This is a genomic window from Desmonostoc vinosum (assembly GCF_059505385.1).
The window spans coordinates 1-2,677 of sequence record NZ_JCACKM010000329.1 but is presented as its reverse complement, the minus strand read 5'-3'; the positions used below and the strand labels follow the sequence as shown (position 1 = coordinate 2,677).

The window sequence follows — 2,677 nt, the reverse complement described above, 5'->3', positions numbered from 1 at the left end:
GACAAGGAATTTCGCTACCTTAGGACCGTTATAGTTACGGCCGCCGTTTACTGGGGCTTCGATTCAGAGCTTGCACCCCTCCTCTTAACCTTCCAGCACCGGGCAGGCGTCAGACCCTATACGTCGCCTTGCGGCTTCGCAGAGCCCTGTGTTTTTGATAAACAGTCGCTACCCCCTGGTCTGTGCCACCCTCACCCTGCTTGCGCAGGAAAGGGTCACGCTTCTTCCGAAGTTACGCGTGCAATTTGCCGAGTTCCTTCAGCATAGTTCTCTCAAGCGCCTTGGTATACTCTACCTGACCACCAGTGTCGGTTTCGGGTACGGTCTATAAGTGGGAGCTATTTCCTGGAACCGCTCCGCTGCCCGACCAATCCAATAAGGTCGAACAACTTGTGCAATCCGTCACTACCCACAGGCCCACGAATATTAACGTGGTTCCCATCGACTACGCGTTTCCGCCTCGTCTTAGGGGCCGGCTAACCCTGCTCAGATTAACTTTAAGCAGGAACCCTTGGTCTTTCGGCGGGGGAGTCTCTCACTCCCCTTACGTTACTCATGTCAGCATTCGCACTTCTGATACCTCCAGGAGCCCTCACGGGTCTCCCTTCACTGGCTTACAGAACGCTCCGCTACCGCTCGTGATTGCTCACGAACCCTAAGCTTCGGTGTATGGCTTTAGCCCCGTTACATTTTCGGCGCAAAGACCCTTATTTAGACCAGTGAGCTGTTACGCTTTCTTTAAATGATGGCTGCTTCTAAGCCAACATCCTGGTTGTTTTGGGATCCTCACATCCTTTCCCACTTAGCCATAACTTGGGGACCTTAGCTGTAGGTCAGGGTTGTTTCCCTTTTCACGACGGACGTTAGCACCCGCCGTGTGTCTGCCGACTAGTACTCCTGGGTATTCAGAGTTTGCTTAGGTTTGGTAATCCGGTGAGGACCCCTAGCCCATGCAGTGCTTTACCCCCCAGGGTATTCGGTCGACGCTCTACCTAAATAGATTTCGCGGAGAACCAGCTATTTCCGAGTTTGATTGGCCTTTCACCCCTAGCCACAAGTCATCCCGAACTATTGCAACAGTTATGGGTTCGGTCCTCCAGTAAGTGTTACCTTACCTTCAACCTGCTCATGGCTAGATCACTCGGTTTCGGGTCTAATGCGACGAACTGAACGCCCTGTTCAGACTCGCTTTCGCTGCGCCTACACCTACCGGTTTAAGCTTGCTCGTCACACTAAGTCGCTGACCCATTATACAAAAGGTACGTGGTCACCCTTGCGGGCTTCCACTGTTTGTAGGCAATCGGTTTCAGGTACTCTTTCACTCCCCTTGTCGGGGTGCTTTTCACCTTTCCCTCACGGTACTAGTTCGCTATCGGTCATGCACGAGTACTTAGGCTTGGAGAGTGGTCTCCCCATGTTCAGACAGGATTTCACGTGTCCCGCCTTACTCTAGGACTTTTGTTCGCATTACGTGTACGGGGCTATCACCCACTATGGCCCAACTTTCCAGAAGGTTCCACTTATCTCACAAAAGCCACTGGCCTGGTCCGCGTTCGCTCGCCACTACTTGCGGAGTCTCGGTTGATGTCCTTTCCTACGGGTACTTAGATGTTTCAGTTCCCCGCGTTCGCCACTTTACCCCTATGTATTCAGGGTAAGTTACCTAATATCGATACTTGGAAACCACAGCAGCAGATCGCTCTGCTACTCTGATTTTCCAAGTACCTTAGGTGGGTTTCCCCATTCGGAAATCGTCGGATCAAAGGGTATTCGCACCTCCCCGACGCTTATCGCAGCGTATCACGTCCTTCATCGCCTGTGCATGCCAAGGCATCCACCAATTGCCCTTAAGACACTTGATCGTTCTCATTGCCAATGTTCATCGGGATCGCTCCCAATGCCATCGGCACAAAAAGACCAGCTTCTCGAGATCTATCCGGGGGCGCGGTTAGGCTTACCCATCATCTGCCTGGGATTGAGCGTCCCAAGCGACGAACCATGCCCATCATCACCCGACCGCTTACGGAAGGTTATGGACCTTCCAGGGCCAGGCTCCGAACATGGAACCCGAACAAATCTTCTCTTTACGATGTCAAACAGAACAGGCGGAGCGCACGAGGCGCGCCGCAAACTCATATGCGAATGATTGCCACTCCTCTCAACACCAACAAAGGTTGGTGGAGCCGGACGGGATCGAACCGACGACATCCTGCTTGCAAAGCAGGCGCTCTCCCAGCTGAGCTACGGCCCCTGATAACCTTCGTGTTTCAAAGGAAGTGGTGGGCCTGGGAGGACTTGAACCTCCGACCTCACGCTTATCAAGCGCGCGCTCTAACCAACTGAGCTACAAGCCCTTAGCTGAACTCAGCAAGCCGAACTCCCGAGGCATCGCCTCGGCAAGCGCGACTGCGCGTCGCGGCTCGTGCCGCGCCCTCGCGGAGCGCCAGCACCCAAAGGGTGCGATGCGGCGCGTGAGCGCAGACTAATCATTCGCGAAGAAAGAGAAACGAAGGCGGCAGATCCGCTTTAGGTATGCGCGATGGTAAGAATGACTTTCTTCCATCTTGTTCCAAGAGCGTCAAAAGGCAGAGGCTCAACGAGTGAGCGTTTCCATTAAGAAGCTTCCTTAGAAAGGAGGTGATCCAGCCGCAGGTTCCCCTACGGCTACCTTGTTACG

Annotated in this window: 2 tRNA genes and 1 rRNA gene; all 3 read right to left on the bottom strand. The window is 53.7% G+C overall.

From position 1 onward, the window contains the following. Positions 1 to 1,862 (bottom strand): 23S ribosomal RNA (locus tag AC5JMF_RS32865); the annotation flags it as partial. 313 nt (positions 1,863 to 2,175) lie between these two features. Next, a tRNA-Ala gene (locus AC5JMF_RS32860) sits at positions 2,176 to 2,251 on the bottom strand. Between the two features lie 26 nt (positions 2,252 to 2,277). Continuing rightward, positions 2,278 to 2,354: transfer RNA gene (locus tag AC5JMF_RS32855), tRNA-Ile, on the bottom strand. Positions 2,355 to 2,677: the final 323 nt, after the last annotated feature.